The organism is Streptomyces sp. DSM 106670 (assembly GCF_055792845.1).
The window spans coordinates 7,000,907-7,014,657 of record NZ_CM147704.1 but is presented as its reverse complement, the minus strand read 5'-3'; the positions used below and the strand labels follow the sequence as shown (position 1 = coordinate 7,014,657).

Below are 13,751 nucleotides of genomic sequence, written 5' to 3'. Positions count from 1 at the left end.
GGCGCGTCCCCTCAGTTCGCCGGGTAGCGGTCGATGGGCGGCGGGGTCGGCGCGGGCGCTCCGGAGAGGCCGAGCGTCGCTTCGTACGCCTTCTTCCAGTTGCCGTTTCTCTCGTTGGCCTCCAGCGCGTCGTTGATCGCGTTGCGCAGGGCGTTGTCGCCGCGCGGTACGCCGATGCCGTACGGCTCCTGGGAGAAGGGCTTGCCGACGACCTTCATCTCGTCGGGCGCCTTGGCCGCGAAGCCCAGCAGGATCGCGTCGTCGGTGGTGACGGCGTCGACCTGGTAGGTGAGGAGGTTGTCGACGCAGATCGAGTACGTGTCGTACGCGACGAGCGTCGCCTTGGGGTAGTCGGCGGCGATGCGCTGGTAGGGGGTGGAGCCGGCCGCCGAACAGACGGTCTTGCCCGCCAGGTCCTGCGGCCCGTTGATGTCGTTCTCGTCGGTGCGCACCAGCAGGCCCTGGCCCGCCATGTAGTACGGGCCGGCGAAGCCGACGAGCTTCTTGCGCATGTCGTTGATGGTGTAAGTGCCGACGTAGTAGTCGATCTGGCCGTTCTGCAGGGCCGTCTCGCGGTTGGCGGAGGCGATCGTGCGGAAGCGGATCGTCTTCGGTTCGAAGCCGAGCGAGGCCGCCACCATCCGGGCGATCTCGATGTCGAACCCGGAGTAGATCCCGGTCGCCGGGTCCTTCTCCCCCAGGTACGGCTGGTCCTCCTTGGCGCCGACGACCAGATAGCCGCGCCGCTTCGCCTTGGTCCAGGTGCGGGAGTCGGGCAGTTCGAAGCCGGTGTCGACCTGGTACGTCGGCAGGGCCTCGGCCTTGGGGCCCTTGACCGGCGGGCTGCCGTCCTTGCCGCAGCCCGCGGCGAGTGCGGCGAGCAGGAGACCGGCCACGAGGGCGGCCGCCCTGCCCGTACGCGTGTTCCTCGTGCGCAACATGGAATGCCTCCCCTCAGTGCTTGAGGATCTTGGACAGGAAGTCCTTGGCGCGGTCGCTCTCGGGGTTCGTGAAGAAGTCCTCCGGGGTGCGGTCCTCGACGACGCAGCCGTCGGACATGAACACGACGCGGTTGGCTGCGGAGCGGGCGAAGCCCATCTCATGGGTGACCACGACCATGGTCATGCCGTCCCGGGCGAGCTGCTGCATGACCTCCAGCACCTCGTTGATCATCTCCGGGTCGAGCGCCGAGGTCGGCTCGTCGAAGAGGAGCGCCTTGGGGTCCATGGCCAGGGCGCGGGCGATGGCCACGCGCTGCTGCTGGCCGCCGGAGAGCTGGGCGGGGAACTTGTCGGCGTGCGCGGCCAGACCGACCCGCTCCAGCAGCTCGCGGGAGCGCCGGTCGGCCTCGTCCTTCTTGCGCTTGCGGACCTTCAGCTGCGCCAGCGAGACGTTGTCCAGCACGGTCTTGTGGGCGAAGAGGTTGAACGACTGGAAGACCATGCCGACTTCGGCACGGAGTTGGGCCAGCCCCTTGCCCTCCTCGGGAAGGGGTCTGCCGTCGATCGTGATGCTGCCGGACTCGATCGTCTCCAGCCGGTTGATCGCCCGGCAGAGGGTGGATTTCCCGGAGCCGGAGGGGCCGATGACCACCACCACCTCCCCGCGGCCGACGGTGAGATTGATGTCCTGAAGTACGTGCAACTCCCCGAAGTGTTTGTTGACGTCCCTCAGTTCGATCAACGGATCGACGGCCATGCGCTGCCCTACCCACTTGTCGCTGTGTCGAGGTCAGCGCAAACTATCCATCGCGAAAAGGGACTTCGCACCCGACACGCGTAAATGGCGCAAAAGGCTTTTTAACTGGATTAGTCGAGGAGGGCAGGGGCGGACAGGGGCCGGCCGGCTCCCGGGTCAGTTCTCCGCGGACTCCGCGTAGACCTGGGAGAGCTCCGGGCTGCCCGCCATCGCCCAGTCGAGACCGGCCGCGACGACGTCGATCTCCCGCCCGGACTCCAGCCGCACCACGGGCCGACCGCTCGGCCAGATGTCCCACGCGGCGCCCGGGACGGTCCGCACGATCACCGTGCCGAGATAGAGACCGGCGTCGTTGCCGAGCCAGGGAAGCTCTTCGGGGTCGTCGCGCCAGCGGGGCGGCAGCTGGTCGAGCGCGGCCAACGAGGCGGGGGTGTCGTCGAGTTCGAGTCCGTGCTGCCCCGCCCGGACGCGCAGCAGTTCGCATTCGGCGAGCAGCTCGGCCACACCGTCGGGGTCCGTCTCGACGGCGGCGGCGAGTGTGCCTGAATGCGTACCACCCTGACGCTTACGCCAGTTGTCCAAGAAAGGGATGTTCATACCACTAGGGTCCCATCCCGGCCAGGTTCCGCACCACAGGGCGCGCGGCGTTCACCGTTCCCCCACCCGCCCCGGCCCGGTAACCGAGCGGATATCTAAAGTACGTACATGAGTGCACAGACGTACGTCGCGGAACTGTTCTCGCTGGAAGGCCGGGTGGCGGTGGTCACCGGCGGCAGCTCCGGCATCGGCCGGGCGATCACCGGCGCCCTGGCCCGGGCCGGGGCGAGCGTCGTGGTCGTGGCCCGCCGGGAGGCGGAGCTGAGGAAGACCGTGGACGAGCTGACCGCCGGGGGCTGCCGGGCGGCCTGGGTGAGTGCGGACCTGAGCACCACCGAGGGGGTCCGTACGGGGGCGGAGGAGGCCGTGGTGCCGTTCGGCGAGCCGGACATCCTGGTGAACTGTGCCGGGATCAATCTGCGCCCGCCGATGACCGAGCTCGGCGAGGACGTCTGGGACACCACGATGGCGGTGAATCTGAAGGCGCCGTTCCTGCTGGGGCAGCGCTTCGGGCCGGGCATGGCCGAGCGGGGGTACGGGCGGATCATCCACGTCACCTCGCAGCAGGCGCACCGGGCCTTCGTGAGCAGCGGCGCCTACGGGGTGTCCAAGGGCGGCCTGGAGTCGCTGACCCGCTCACAGGCCGAGGCGTGGTCGCCGCACGGCGTGACCGTCAACAGCCTGGTGCCCGGGTTCGTGCTGACCCCGCTGAACGCGCGGCTCCAGTCGGACCCGGAGAAGGTGGCGTCGCTGGCCGCCCGCACGATGGTGGGCCGCAACGGTCTCGCGGAGGACTTCGCGGGGGCCGCGGTGTTCCTGGCGGGGCGCTCCTCGGCGTACGTCACGGGGCAGTCGGTGTGCGTGGACGGCGGGTTCTCGGTGCACTGAGGCCGCCGTCCACGCGACAAGGGGTCGCCGTGGGGCTCAGGGGTTCTGCTGCCGGGCGGCCCGGGCCGCCTCGCCCACCGCCCGCTCCACCGCGGCGGACACGGCCTCCTTCTCCAGGCCGAGTCCGGTGAGCACGCCGGAGCCGTCCTCGAACTCCAGCAGGGCCAGCAGGATGTGCTCGGTGCCGATGTAGTTGTGGCCGAGGCGCAGGGCCTCGCGGAAGGTCAGCTCCAGGACCTTCTTGGCGTCCGCGTCGTACGGGATCAGCTCGGGCGCCCCGTCGACGGGCGCGGGCAGTACCGCGGTCGCCGCAGCCCGCAGCGCGTCGGGCGTCACCTCCTGGCCGACGAGGACGCGGGCGGCGATGGCCTCGGGCTCGGCGAGCAGGCCGAGAAGGAGATGGGCGGGGACGATCTCGGCGTGCCGGGCGGTCTGGGCCTCGTTGTGGGAGGCGACCACCACGTTGCGGGCGCGCGGGGTGAAGCGGTTGAAGCCCTCGTTGGGGTCCAGGTCCGAGGATCCTTCGCCCTTCTTGGGCACGAAACGCTTCTGGGCGGCCTGGCGGGTGACCCCCATGCTCCGGCCGATGTCGGTCCAGGAGGCGCCGGAGCGGCGGGCCTGGTCCACGAAGTGGCCGATGAGATGGTCGGCCACGTCCCCGAGGTGGTCGGCGGCGAGGACCGCGCCCGAAAGCTGCTCCAGGGCGTCGTCGTTGGTCTTCTTGATGGCCTCGATCAGATCGTCGAGGCGTACGGAAGGGGTGACGGGAAGAGGCTGCGTCATGTGACAACCGTAGGTTGACACCCAGGGAGTGTCAACCTCAGGTTGTCACGTGCTGCGCGGCCTCGCGCCCGCCTCCTCCCGCCCCGCTCAGAGATCCAGGTCGACGACGACCGGGGCGTGGTCGGAGGCGCCCTTGCCCTTGCGCTCCTCGCGGTCGACGTAACTGTCCTTGACGGCGGCGGTGAACGGGGCGTTGCCGAAGGTGAGGTCGATCCGCATGCCCTTGTTCTTGGGGAACCGCAGCTCGCGGTAGTCCCAGAAGGTGTAGGCGCGGTCGTACTTGAGGGGGCGGGGGTGGACCTCGCTCAGGCCCTCCGCCTCCAGGGCCGCGAGGGCGGCGCGCTCGGCGGGCGTCACATGGGTGGCGCCCGCGAACAGCGCCGGGTCCCAGACGTCCTCGTCGGTCGGGGCCACGTTGAAGTCGCCCAGGACCGCGAACGGCAGGCTCCCCGCGGCGTCCGCCGCCACCGCCTTCCGCAGGGCCTCCAGCCAGCGCAGCTTGTACGCGTAGTGCTCGTGCTCGACCTCGCGGCCGTTGGGCACGTACACCGACCACAGGCGCAGCGGGCCGCAGGTCGCCGAGATCGCGCGGGGCTCCTGCACCCCGTCGTACTCCGGGCCGCCGGGCAGCCCGGAGACGACGTCGGCGAGGCCGACCCGGGAGAGCAGCGCGACCCCGTTCCACCGGCCGGTGGCGTTGACCGCGGACTCGTAGCCCGCCTCGCGCAGGGCTTCGGCGGGGAACTGCTCCGCCGTGCACTTGGTCTCCTGGATGCACAGCACATCGGTGCCGCTGCTCTCCAGCCAGGTCAGAAGCCTCGGCAGCCGGGCGGTGATCGAATTGACGTTATAGGTGGCGATGCGCATGGCAGCCAACCTAGCGGCTCCCACCGACAGCGGCCGCCGGGCTCACAGCTCGGTGGTGCCGCCCGGGGCCAGCCGGCCGTGGTCCGCGCCGCCCAGGGCGCCGATCTGGTTGTCGTAGATCGGCCGCGCCAGATCGGTCAGCAGGGCGTCGTGGACGTCGATGGCGCGGCGCGGCTCGACCTCGCGTACGTAGTCGATGACCTCGGAGATCTTGCTCCAGGGGGCCATCACCGGCAGCAGGAGGGTGTCCACGGGGCGCTCGGGCACGGTGAGCGCGTCGCCGGGGTGGAAGACCGAACCGTCGACGAGGAAGCCGACGTTGGTGATCCTCGGGATGTCCGGGTGGATCACCGCGTGCAGCTCGCCGTGCACGGTGACGTCGAATCCGGCGGCGGAGAACGCGTCCCCGTCGCCCACGGTGTGCACCCGCCCCGGGAAGGCGGCCGAGAGCTGCTCGGCGACGCTGCGCAGCGTCCACACCTCGGCCGCCGGGTTCGCCTCCAGGCCCGCCCGCAGCCGCGCCTCGTTGAAGTGGTCCGGGTGCTCGTGCGTCACCAGCATGACGTCCGCGCCGAGCGCCGCGTCGTCCTCGGAGAAGCCTCCGGGGTCGATGACCAGGACCCGCCCCTCCTTCTCGATCCGGACGCAGGAGTGGGTCTTCTTGGTCAGGGTGAGTGCCCGAGGCGATGCGTTCATGGCCCCATCCTGCTACGCGGGCGGCGTGGTTTCCTCCTGGATCACCTTCTGCGCGACGGCGAAGGCGGCCCCGGCGGCCGGGATGCCGCAGTAGACGGCGGCCTGGAGCAGAACTTCCTTGATCTCGGCGGGCGTCAGACCGTTGCGCAGGGCGGCCCGGGTGTGCGCGGCCAGGCCCTCCAGGTGGCCGGAGGCGACGAGCGCGGTGAGCGTGATGACGCTGCGGGTACGGCGGTCGAGGCCGTCCCGGCTCCAGACCTCGCCCCAGGCGTACCGGGTGACCAGCTCCTGGAAGTCCTCGGTGAAGGCGTCGGCCGAGGCGTTCACCGCGTCGACATGGGCGTCGCCCAGCACCTCGCGGCGTACCTTCGTGCCCTGCTCGCGCCGGTCGTCCGGGGTCGGTGCGGGGGCTTCTGCCCCGGCCGCGGCCGGGGCGATCTCGGCCACCGGGGCGAACGGGGTCGCGGGCGTCGCGGGGCCGGGGACCAGCGGCAGCATCGGGATGGCGGCCGAGGTGTCCTGCTGCCAGGCGGTGGAGAAGTGCATCAGCAGCAGGTCGCTGACGGCGGCGGGCTGCTCGACCGGGGCGAGGTGCGAGGCGCCGGGGACGAGCGCCAGGCGGGCGTCCGGTATCCCGGCGACCAGCGTGCGGGCCTCGGCGGGCCCGGTGACCTGGTCCTCGGCCCCGACCAGGACCAGCGTGGGAACGCCGATCCGGCCCAGCGCGCCACGGATGTCGAACGCCGCGAGCGCCTCGCAGGCGGCGATGTAGCAGCCGGGGTCGGTGGTGCGGACCATCTGCACGGCCCACTCGACGATGGCGGGCTGCGCGGCGGCGAAGCCGGGGGTGAACCAGCGCTCCGGCGCGGTGCGGGCCATCGGCTCCAGGCCGTTGGTACGGACGATCACACCGCGCTGACGGAACTCGTCGGCCGTGCCGAACCGGGGCGAGGAGGCGACGAGCGCCAGCGAGGCCACCCGGTGCGGGTGGCGCAGGGCCAGGTCCGCGCCGATCGCGCCGCCGATCGAGCAGCCCGCGTAGCCGAAGCGCTGGACGCCGAGACCGTCCAGCGTGGCGAGCAGCCGGTCGCCCAGCTCGGCGACGGAGGCGGCGGCGTGGGCGGGCGCGCCGCCGTGGCCGGGCAGGTCGTAGCGGAAGATCCGCCAGTGCTGGGACAGCTCGGGAATCTGGCGATCCCACATGTGCCACGTCGTCCCGAGCGAGGGACCGATCACGAGGACCGGGGCGTCCTCGGGCCCGTCGAAGCGGTACTGCATGGATTCCGTCGGCTTGTCACTCACCGTTCCCACGCTCCCACATCTCTCCGGGCCGCAGACCGGCGGGGGGCGGGAGAGGGGCTCCGCCGCGTCGAGCGGTACGGAGGCGGAGCACGGCACGCGCAGGTGCCCCCTTTCACCGACCGAAACAGAAAGGGGGCTCACCTTATGCAAACGCAAATACGAGAGAATTATCGGAGCGCAGGGGATTCCGGCTTCCCGTACCGGAGCAGAGCGGCACACAGAGCACCGAGACTCAGAACACAGAAAAGGGTCCGGACGATATTCACCGGCACCCAGACCGATTTGAAGTCGTCGATCACCGCATGCACGTCCCGGGCGGACGCGGGGTCGCCGAGCGCCGCGAGATCCGCGTTGAGCGGAAGGTTGACCGCGACGGTGACGACGAGCACCAGCAGATAGCAGAGTGCCGCGGCGGCCAGCGGCAGGGCCACCGCGCGGCGCTTGCGGCGGAAGGCCACGATCGCGGCGGCGACCGTGAGCCCCAGCGTGGCGAGGAAGACCAGGCCGAACAGCGCGCTGCCGTCGATCGCCGCGTTGAACCGCTGCATGGCCGCCGCGTAGGCGGAGTCGTCCAGCTCGGCCAGGCCGGGCATCACGGAGATGTCGTAGGCGAAGAACAGCCCCGCCATCAGACCCGTGCAGAGCACGGCCGCCACGAGAAGCGGCGCGGTGATCCGGTCGGCGGCGGGCGGATGCCCGCCGGGCCGGGCCGGGCCGGCCTGGTACGGGGTGGCATGGGGAGGGTAGTGGCTCATGTCGCAGTCCTGTCGATCGGATGGACTCTCCCGGGCGGTGGCGTACGGTGCACGCGGCAGAACGGAGCGTGTACGCGGTGCGCGCGATCATCCCAGCAGGTTCAGGGCCCAAAGGTCCATACCTCACGCGCTCACGCGCATACGCGTACGTCACCCCCGGCTGTCGGAGGAGGCCGCCAGGCACTCCTCGAGGAACGCCAGCGCCCGTGCGTGGTAGAGCGGGGCGGCCAGCCCGAGGCTGAGGTTGTGTCCGGCCTCCGGCAGGCGTTCGACGGCGGGGCGGCGCGTGCCCGTGAAGCTCGCGGCCACCGCGGCCAGTTCGTCCCGGTCCAGGCGCCACCAGCCCTCGTACGCGCCGAAGGTGAGCCGCACCGGGCAGCGCACCCGGGCGGCGGCCGCCGGGAACCGGGCGGGCCACCGCCCCGTCTCCGCCTCCTCCGCGGCCGGAACCTCGCGGAGCAGGGCGCGGCTGGCCCGGAAGGTGCCGCCCGGATAGAGGCGCAGCGGACCCCAGTTGAGCTCTCCCGCCCCACCGGCCAGGGTGTCCGGGAAGTGGGCGGCAGCCGGTGCGTAGTGCCAGCCGCAGCCGTTGAGGTCGAGCCCGAGCAGGCGGTCGGCGGGGGTCGCCCCGGTCCAGGGCTCTCCTGCCAGGTGCAGGGCGGTCTTGCCGCCGTCGGAGTGTCCGAGCAGGAAGAACCCGGCCCCGACCGGGTGGAGTTCGGCGTAGTCGGCGAGCGATCGGCGCAGCAGCCGGGCCTGTTCGGCGAGCGGCAGACCGTGCGGGAGGGCGGCGCGGGAGAGGCCGTAGCCGGGCCGTTCCACCGCGAGGACCGTGTGGCCGAGCGAGGTGGCGAGGGCGAGCAGGGAGGTGTGCGGGGCGACCGGTCCGGCGAAGTAGCCGGGTGACATGGCCCGGCCGTGGACGGCGACGAGCACGGATCTGGGCGTACCGGTGGCCGGTTCGGCCCGCCAGGCGCCGAGGCGGTGGCGGCCGTGGCCCAGCACGATCTGCTCCACGCCGCTCGGGGCGACGTCGTGCCCGGCCGCGGTGACGTCCGCGGTGGCCACCGACTCCGTCGGCGCGGCGCTCACGCGGGCACGTCCTCGGCCTCGCCGGCGGGAGCGGCCGAGGTGTCCGGCCGCGCGGCCGCCGCGTCGGCCACGGGGGCGGGGTGCGGCAGGACCGGGGGCGCTTCGACGGTCAGCGGCACCACGGTCCGCCCGGTCTCCTCGGGGCCCGCGGCTCGGTGTGCGTCGAACGCGGCCAGCCAGGCGTCCACGCTCGGCGCCCGCAGCAGCGCGGTCCCGATGAGCAGGCCCCGGTAGCCCTCGGCCAGCAGACCGGCGGCGGTGGCGGGGTCGCCCACCGCGCTGGCGCTGACGGGGCAGAGCGTGCCCGCGGCCCGTACGGCGGGCAGCAGCGCGCGGCTGCGGTCCAGGTCCCCGGCGTCCCGTTCGCGTGCGGTGATGTCCTTGTTGTTGACCGCGACGACGCAGTCCTGGGGGTTCGGCAGCCCGGTCGCCTCCTCGGCGTCGGTGATCTCCACGAACGGGGTCAGCCCGTGTGCCCGGCATGCGCGGGCCAGGTCGTGCAGGGACTCCCGGGGCAGCAGCGCCGCGGTCAGCAGGACCGCCGAGACGCCCGCGCGGGCGGCGGCGGTGATCTGGTCGTGCCGGGTCACGAAGTCCTTGAGCAGAACCGGGACGTCCACGCGGGCGGTCACCTCGTGCAGCATGGCGGCCGACCCGCCGAACCAGCGGCCGGTCACGACGGACACGCACGGGGCTCCGGCCCGCTGGTAGGCGGCGGCGATGTCGCCGGGGGTGCGGCCCCGCAACAGGTCGGCGCCGTGCGCGTCGCGGGACTTCACCTCCATGATCACGGGGCGCTCCGCGCCGAGGAGCGCGGAGAGGAAGGACTGCGTCATCGGGCTTTCCTCACGGAGTGGCGGGCTTCTCTTGCGGGGCGGGGGACGTCACGGCGCAGGGGCGGGCGTGCCGGTCCAGGCGCGGTCCAGCGCGGCGACCCGGGCCGGGTCGAGCCGGCCGGCGTCTCCCCGGGCGGCGTGGTCGATGTCGACGCCCCGGAACCCGGGGTGCGCGGCGAAGGCGTCTCCCGGTGCGTCGGCCTCGCCGAGTCCGCCCGCGAGGATGAACGGCCGGGGCAGGACGGGCAGCAGGGCCTCCAGCGCCTCGGCCGGGACGCGGTGGCCGGTGCTGCCGACCGCTCCGCCCCGGGTCGCCGCGTCGACGAGGAACAGGTCCGCTCCGGCACGGGCGTACGCCGTGAGGAACGGCCGCTCGACGCACGCCCCGTCGAGCACGTGCACGGCCTTGACCAGCACCGCGTCGGGCAGGGCCGCGCGCAGGGCGGCCACGGCCGCGGGCGGCTGGTAGGCGTGGAGCTGGATCCAGCGCACCCGGGCGGCGCGGGCGGCCGCGGCGATCCGTTCGGCGTCGTGCAGGAAGGTGACGAGCACCGGCTCGGCCCGGCCCGCCGTGCGGACGGCGTCGGCCAGTTCGGTCAGTCGAGCGCCGGTCAGGTCGCGGGCCCCGTTCTCCACCCCGTACCAGAGGCCGACGAGATCGGCCCGTGGCGCCACGGCGGCGGCCTCCTCGGGGGCGGTGGCTCCGCACACCTTGAGCAGCGGCCGGGGCGGTCCGGCCGGGGCGCTCATCCGCCGAGCCCCAGGGCCGAGGCGACGTGGTTGTACTGGATGTCGTTGGTCCCGGAGTAGAGGGTGCCCGCGACCGCGGCCCGTACCTCCTTCTCCAGGCCGACCTCGGTGAGGTAGCCCGCGCCGCCGAAGACGCGGACCGCCGAGAGGCTGGTGGAGAGGGCGGCCTCGCTGGCGAGGATCTTGGTGATGGCGAGGTCGGCGGTGACGTCCTCGCCCGCGGCGAGCCGCTCGGCGGTGTCGTAGAGCCACTTGGCGGCGGTCTCGGTGCGGATCTGCATGTCGACCACGCGGTGCGAGACCGCCTGGTAGTCGCCGATGGGGTGGCCGAAGGCCCGGCGTTCGCGGGCGTAGGCGACGGTGCGCTCCAGCCGGTGGCGCATCTCGCCGAGCTGGACGGTGAAGCCGAACAGGATCTCGCGCTTCATCACGTGGTCCAGCACGAGCAGTCCGCCGCCGACCCGGCCCAGCACCCGGTCGGCGGGTATCCGGCAGCCGTCGAGGTGGAGGGTGGACAACGGGGCGGTGCGCAGGCCCATCTTGGCGGTCGCCCCGCCGACGGAGAGGCCGGGGGTGTCCCGGTCGACGAGGAAGGCGGTGGTGCCGAGCGGTCCGCCCTCCGGGCGGGTACGCGCGTAGACGACGAAGACGTCGGCGATGGGGCCGTTGCTGACGAAGGCCTTGCCGCCGGTGAGGACGTAGTGCGTGCCGTCGCGCTCGGCGCGGGTGGTCATCGCCATGGCGTCGGATCCGCTGTCGGGTTCGGTGATGGCGTGCGCGCCGATCAGTTCGCCCGAGCAGATGCCGGGCAGATAGCGCTCGCGCAGGGCGTCGCTGCCGAAGGCGGTGAGGGGCACGCCGGTGCTGGCCATCGACGTGGTGGCGCAGAAGTTCAGCCCGGACTCCCGGCAGGTCTCGCCGAGGGTCTCCAGGACGTGCAGGGTGGTCAGGAGGGACTGGCCCGCGCCGCCCCACCGCTGAGGGAACGGCAGGCCGAGGACGCCGCTGTCGGCGAGGGACCGCCAGCGGTCCGGTTCGAACGCGGACCGGGCGTCCGCCTCGACGTGTCCTTCGCTCAGGATCTTGCCCCACTGGGCCATGCCGGCGCAGAGCGCCTGCTGATCCGCGTCGCGGTTTCTCATGGCGGAGCCTTCCGTACGGGCCGTGCGGGTGGCCTCGGTCGATGACGGGCGGAGAGGTGACGGCGGTGTCCCGTCGTCGGATCGGCGGGCGCCCGTGGTTCAGGCGCCCGTCGGGTGAGCGGCTGTGCTGCCTAGTAGGCGGAGGAGACGCCCTCGGCCAGGCTGTGCACTTCGTCGCCCTGGAGCGCCGGGGCGAAGACGCAGACCAGACGCAGGTCCTCGTGCGGCGAGGCGATCAGGAAGTGCGGGTCGTTGTTGTCGAGCGAGTAGAGGACGCCCGGCGTCAGCGGATGACTGGTGCCGTCGAGTTCCACCACCTCGCCGGAGCCCTCGATGCAGTAGCAGGTCTCCAGGTGGTTGCGGTACTCCAGGCGGGACTTGGTCCCGGCACGCACGGTGGTGTCGGTGACGCTGTAGCCCAGGCCGTCGGCGTCCAGGATGAATCTGCGGCTGAGTCCGTTGCCCCAGTCGACGGTCTTGACGGTCTCGATGTTACGGATGAGCACGGGGGTCCTCCTTCGGACGGGCGGTGTGGGGACGGCCGAGGGCGGCGACGAAGGAGCGGTAGCCGTCGACCGGGTCGGACCCGGCCTCCAGACTCCGTTCCAGCGCGGCCACTCCGGCGGAGCCGACGATCGCCGCGTCCGCACCGCTGCGGGCGACGGAGACGAGATCCTCGGCGGTGGACACCCCGAAGCCGACGGCTATCGGGGAGGCGGTGAGGTCGCGCAGGGCGGCGACGGACGGCGCCAGACCGGCGTGGCCGCCGTCGGGCGTTCCGGCGCCGCTGCGCCCGTAGCGCGCGACCAGGTAGAGGTATCCGGTGGCGTGGGCCGCCGCCTCGGCGACGGTGGCCGGTGCGCTGGCCGGGTAGCAGGTGGTGACCTCGGGCAGGCCCGCCGCGCGCAGCGCCTCGTGGTGGGCCGGCCGCAGCCGGGGCGGCAGACCGTGGGCCAGCAGGGCGTCGGCGCCGCTGTCCGCGACGGCGCGGGCGTAGTCGGCGGGCGCGGCGGTGCGCAGGCTGTGGCTCCAGTCGGCGAGCACCGCGATCCGCAGCCGCTTCAGCCCCGGCCGTACGGCGGCGACGAAGGCCAGGGTCTCGCGGAGCCCGACGCCCAGCGCCAGCGCCCGGTCGGCGGACCGGCGCACGACGGGCCCGTCGGTGGGCGAGTCGGGGAAGGGGACGGCCAGTTCGAGGCAGTCGACGCCCGACTCGTCCAGCAGCGCGACGAGGTCGCTGAGGACGGGCAGCGGCGGGTCGCCCGCGTTGAGGAAGACCGCCAGGCCCAGTTCCTCGCGGGCGCGGGCCTCGGCGAAGAAGTCAGCCGGCACGGTCCGCCCCCTTCCCCTTCAGCCGGTCCAGCAGGTCGAGCGCCGCCCCGTCGTCGAGCGCGGCGCCCGCCTCGGCTACCGCCTTCGCCCAGTCGTCGCGGTGGCCGGACGCCAGGGCGAGCGCGGCCGCGTTGAGCTGGAGGGTGGCGCGCAGCGGACCGCCCGCCCGGCCGGCGAGAACGGTGCGGAAGTGCTCGGCGGCGGCGTCCCGGGGGACGGGGGCGAGATCGTCGGGTGACCCGTCGGCGGGGACGAGGTCGCCGGCGCGGAGCGTCAGCGTGTCTCCGTCGGGGAGGTGGATCGTGTTGTCGCAGACGCTGAGGAGTTCGTCGGCGCCGAGCGGGTTGGTGACCAGCCAGGTCGCCGGGGCGCCCGGCCGGGACGCCACGGCCCGCAGGGAGGGCGGGATCCGGCCCCCGCTGACGCCGGTGACCTGGGCGGCCACCGGGACGGCCGCGAGGAACGGGCCCAAGGTGTTGAGGAACCGGCCGAACACCCGCATGGACGTCGGCACGGCCAGCAGGGCGAGCCGGGCCAGCTGCGCGGGGTAGACGAACGGCCCGGTGAAGGCGATGCCGTGGGCGTCCAGATGGCCGGACGCCTGGTCGAGGGAGGTGGCGAACGGGACGCCCAGCCGGTCCAGGAGGTCGACCGAACCGGTGCGCGCGGTGTGGGCGCGGGAGCCGGACTTGACGACCCGGACCCCGCAGGCGGCGGCGACCAGTGCGGCGGCCGTGGACAGGTTCACGGTGGGCGGACCGCCGCCGGTGCCCACCACGTTGACGGTGCCGGGCCAGGGCGTCGCGGGCCGCGCGGGACGCCGCCGGTCCAGCGCGTCGAGCAGGGCGAGCAGGCTGTCCTCCTCGGGCAGGGCCGCGGTGAGGGAGGCGAGGAGCGCCAGCGCGTCACCGCGGTCCAGCGCTCCGTCGGCCAGCGCCTGCCAGAGTGCGTCCCACTGCTCGGGGCCGGCCGGGGCGCGCCGGTCGACCATCGGGACGAGGGCCGGGTGCACG

16 protein-coding genes are annotated in these 13,751 nt (G+C 73.1%); 1 reads left to right on the top strand and 15 read right to left on the bottom strand.

Annotated elements, in window-relative coordinates:
* Window positions 1-11: 11 nt before the first annotated feature.
* The 3 genes from ACSMXR_RS31080 to ACSMXR_RS31070 all read right to left on the bottom strand — a co-directional run bounded on the left by ACSMXR_RS31080 (window position 12) and on the right by ACSMXR_RS31070 (window position 2,295).
* On the bottom strand, window positions 12-941 hold the full coding sequence (locus ACSMXR_RS31080) for a glutamate ABC transporter substrate-binding protein (RefSeq protein WP_103508205.1): 930 nt from the start codon (window positions 939-941) through the stop codon (window positions 12-14).
* Between the two features lie 13 nt (window positions 942-954).
* Window positions 955-1,698 carry an amino acid ABC transporter ATP-binding protein gene (locus tag ACSMXR_RS31075; RefSeq protein WP_030084156.1) on the bottom strand — a complete coding sequence of 248 codons (744 nt, stop codon included), beginning with the start codon at window positions 1,696-1,698 and terminating at the stop codon, window positions 955-957.
* A 156-nt stretch (window positions 1,699-1,854) separates the two neighbouring features.
* Window positions 1,855-2,295: a DUF6278 family protein gene (locus tag ACSMXR_RS31070; protein WP_137233975.1), complete on the bottom strand. Its 441-nt coding sequence runs from the start codon at window positions 2,293-2,295 to the stop codon at window positions 1,855-1,857.
* A gap of 108 nt (window positions 2,296-2,403) precedes the next feature.
* Between ACSMXR_RS31070 and ACSMXR_RS31065 the strand changes: the two genes are divergently transcribed.
* Window positions 2,404-3,183, top strand: coding sequence for an SDR family NAD(P)-dependent oxidoreductase (locus ACSMXR_RS31065; protein ID WP_473170389.1), 780 nt, complete (start codon window positions 2,404-2,406; stop codon window positions 3,181-3,183).
* A gap of 36 nt (window positions 3,184-3,219) precedes the next feature.
* Here ACSMXR_RS31065 and ACSMXR_RS31060 read toward each other — a convergent pair whose 3' ends face one another.
* From ACSMXR_RS31060 to ACSMXR_RS31005, 12 genes are all read right to left on the bottom strand, one after another.
* The gene (locus ACSMXR_RS31060; protein WP_137233977.1) at window positions 3,220-3,966 is read right to left on the bottom strand and encodes a Clp protease N-terminal domain-containing protein; all 747 of its coding nucleotides are present in this window, start codon (window positions 3,964-3,966) and stop codon (window positions 3,220-3,222) included.
* 87 nt (window positions 3,967-4,053) lie between these two features.
* Window positions 4,054-4,833, bottom strand: coding sequence for an exodeoxyribonuclease III (locus ACSMXR_RS31055; RefSeq protein ID WP_473170388.1), 780 nt, complete (start codon window positions 4,831-4,833; stop codon window positions 4,054-4,056).
* 42 nt (window positions 4,834-4,875) lie between these two features.
* Complete coding sequence (locus ACSMXR_RS31050; protein ID WP_137233979.1) at window positions 4,876-5,529, bottom strand: MBL fold metallo-hydrolase; 654 nt, start codon at window positions 5,527-5,529, stop codon at window positions 4,876-4,878.
* A 12-nt stretch (window positions 5,530-5,541) separates the two neighbouring features.
* Window positions 5,542-6,807: a bifunctional 3-oxoadipate enol-lactonase/4-carboxymuconolactone decarboxylase PcaDC gene (gene pcaDC / locus ACSMXR_RS31045; RefSeq protein ID WP_473172466.1), complete on the bottom strand. Its 1,266-nt coding sequence runs from the start codon at window positions 6,805-6,807 to the stop codon at window positions 5,542-5,544.
* Between the two features lie 191 nt (window positions 6,808-6,998).
* Entirely contained in the window at window positions 6,999-7,586 is a 588-nt protein-coding gene (locus tag ACSMXR_RS31040; RefSeq protein ID WP_473170387.1) for an anthrone oxygenase family protein, read from the bottom strand.
* A 150-nt stretch (window positions 7,587-7,736) separates the two neighbouring features.
* Complete coding sequence (locus ACSMXR_RS31035) at window positions 7,737-8,678, bottom strand: alpha/beta hydrolase (protein WP_381847458.1); 942 nt, start codon at window positions 8,676-8,678, stop codon at window positions 7,737-7,739.
* Window positions 8,675-9,514: a beta/alpha barrel domain-containing protein gene (locus ACSMXR_RS31030; RefSeq protein ID WP_256341859.1), complete on the bottom strand. Its 840-nt coding sequence runs from the start codon at window positions 9,512-9,514 to the stop codon at window positions 8,675-8,677. Before ACSMXR_RS31030 ends, ACSMXR_RS31035 begins: the two co-directional genes overlap by 4 nt.
* Window positions 9,515-9,562: 48 nt before the next feature.
* Complete coding sequence (gene trpF / locus ACSMXR_RS31025; RefSeq protein WP_473170386.1) at window positions 9,563-10,264, bottom strand: phosphoribosylanthranilate isomerase; 702 nt, start codon at window positions 10,262-10,264, stop codon at window positions 9,563-9,565.
* On the bottom strand, window positions 10,261-11,406 hold the full coding sequence (locus ACSMXR_RS31020; protein ID WP_137233982.1) for an acyl-CoA dehydrogenase family protein: 1,146 nt from the start codon (window positions 11,404-11,406) through the stop codon (window positions 10,261-10,263). Before ACSMXR_RS31020 ends, trpF begins: the two co-directional genes overlap by 4 nt.
* A 131-nt stretch (window positions 11,407-11,537) precedes the next feature.
* Window positions 11,538-11,912, bottom strand: a complete 375-nt coding sequence (locus ACSMXR_RS31015) for an ectoine synthase (RefSeq protein WP_030625146.1) — start codon at window positions 11,910-11,912, stop codon at window positions 11,538-11,540.
* A complete protein-coding gene (trpA, locus tag ACSMXR_RS31010; RefSeq protein ID WP_381793416.1) occupies window positions 11,899-12,738 on the bottom strand; it encodes a tryptophan synthase subunit alpha in 840 nt (279 codons plus the stop codon). The genes ACSMXR_RS31015 and trpA overlap by 14 nt, the downstream gene beginning before the upstream one ends.
* Entirely contained in the window at window positions 12,728-13,750 is a 1,023-nt protein-coding gene (locus tag ACSMXR_RS31005; protein ID WP_473170385.1) for a hypothetical protein, read from the bottom strand. The genes trpA and ACSMXR_RS31005 overlap by 11 nt, the downstream gene beginning before the upstream one ends.
* Between the last annotated feature and the right edge of the window lies 1 nt (window position 13,751).

What these genes read in the sequence shown, in the direction of transcription:
- ACSMXR_RS31080 (WP_103508205.1), bottom strand. Translation starts at nt 941, where the DNA reads ATGTTGCGCACGAGGAACACGCGTACGGGCAGGGCGGCCGCCCTCGTG.
- ACSMXR_RS31075 (WP_030084156.1), bottom strand. Translation starts at nt 1,698, where the DNA reads ATGGCCGTCGATCCGTTGATCGAACTGAGGGACGTCAACAAACACTTC.
- ACSMXR_RS31070 (WP_137233975.1), bottom strand. Translation starts at nt 2,295, where the DNA reads ATGAACATCCCTTTCTTGGACAACTGGCGTAAGCGTCAGGGTGGTACG.
- ACSMXR_RS31065 (WP_473170389.1), top strand. Translation starts at nt 2,404, where the DNA reads ATGAGTGCACAGACGTACGTCGCGGAACTGTTCTCGCTGGAAGGCCGG.
- ACSMXR_RS31060 (WP_137233977.1), bottom strand. Translation starts at nt 3,966, where the DNA reads ATGACGCAGCCTCTTCCCGTCACCCCTTCCGTACGCCTCGACGATCTG.
- ACSMXR_RS31055 (WP_473170388.1), bottom strand. Translation starts at nt 4,833, where the DNA reads ATGCGCATCGCCACCTATAACGTCAATTCGATCACCGCCCGGCTGCCG.
- ACSMXR_RS31050 (WP_137233979.1), bottom strand. Translation starts at nt 5,529, where the DNA reads ATGAACGCATCGCCTCGGGCACTCACCCTGACCAAGAAGACCCACTCC.
- pcaDC (WP_473172466.1), bottom strand. Translation starts at nt 6,807, where the DNA reads ATGCAGTACCGCTTCGACGGGCCCGAGGACGCCCCGGTCCTCGTGATC.
- ACSMXR_RS31040 (WP_473170387.1), bottom strand. Translation starts at nt 7,586, where the DNA reads ATGAGCCACTACCCTCCCCATGCCACCCCGTACCAGGCCGGCCCGGCC.
- ACSMXR_RS31030 (WP_256341859.1), bottom strand. Translation starts at nt 9,514, where the DNA reads ATGACGCAGTCCTTCCTCTCCGCGCTCCTCGGCGCGGAGCGCCCCGTG.
- trpF (WP_473170386.1), bottom strand. Translation starts at nt 10,264, where the DNA reads ATGAGCGCCCCGGCCGGACCGCCCCGGCCGCTGCTCAAGGTGTGCGGA.
- ACSMXR_RS31020 (WP_137233982.1), bottom strand. Translation starts at nt 11,406, where the DNA reads ATGAGAAACCGCGACGCGGATCAGCAGGCGCTCTGCGCCGGCATGGCC.